1 pseudogene is annotated in these 281 nt (G+C 71.2%); it reads left to right on the forward strand.

Annotation, left to right across the window (positions count from 1 at the left end):
* Positions 1 to 9: 9 nt before the first annotated feature.
* Positions 10 to 281, forward strand: a pseudogene (locus tag J0695_RS43405) (hypothetical protein); the annotation flags it as partial.

Genomic DNA, 281 nt, shown 5'->3' on the forward strand with positions numbered 1-281 from the left:
GGCCAAGACGTGTGGATACACACGGCGGGGCATCTCGCCGAAACACCGAACGGCCTCTGGCACCGCGCCGAGTACCCGTCGGATGTGCACAAGTTCCTGTTCGAGCTGGGCGCGATGGGCAAGACGACAGGCACGGGATCGGCTCCCGGGATCTACCCGGCACCGTGGGAGACGGAGCAGGCCGGGTCGGGGACGGACCAGGGTGCGGCCTCGGCGGCCTCCGAGACCCGCGCCATGCCGGCGACGGGCGACGGCACCGACTGGTGGTGGGCGATACCGGG

The sequence above is a fragment of the Streptomyces beijiangensis genome (genome assembly GCF_017315755.1).
GTDB lineage: Bacteria > Actinomycetota > Actinomycetes > Streptomycetales > Streptomycetaceae > Streptomyces > Streptomyces beijiangensis.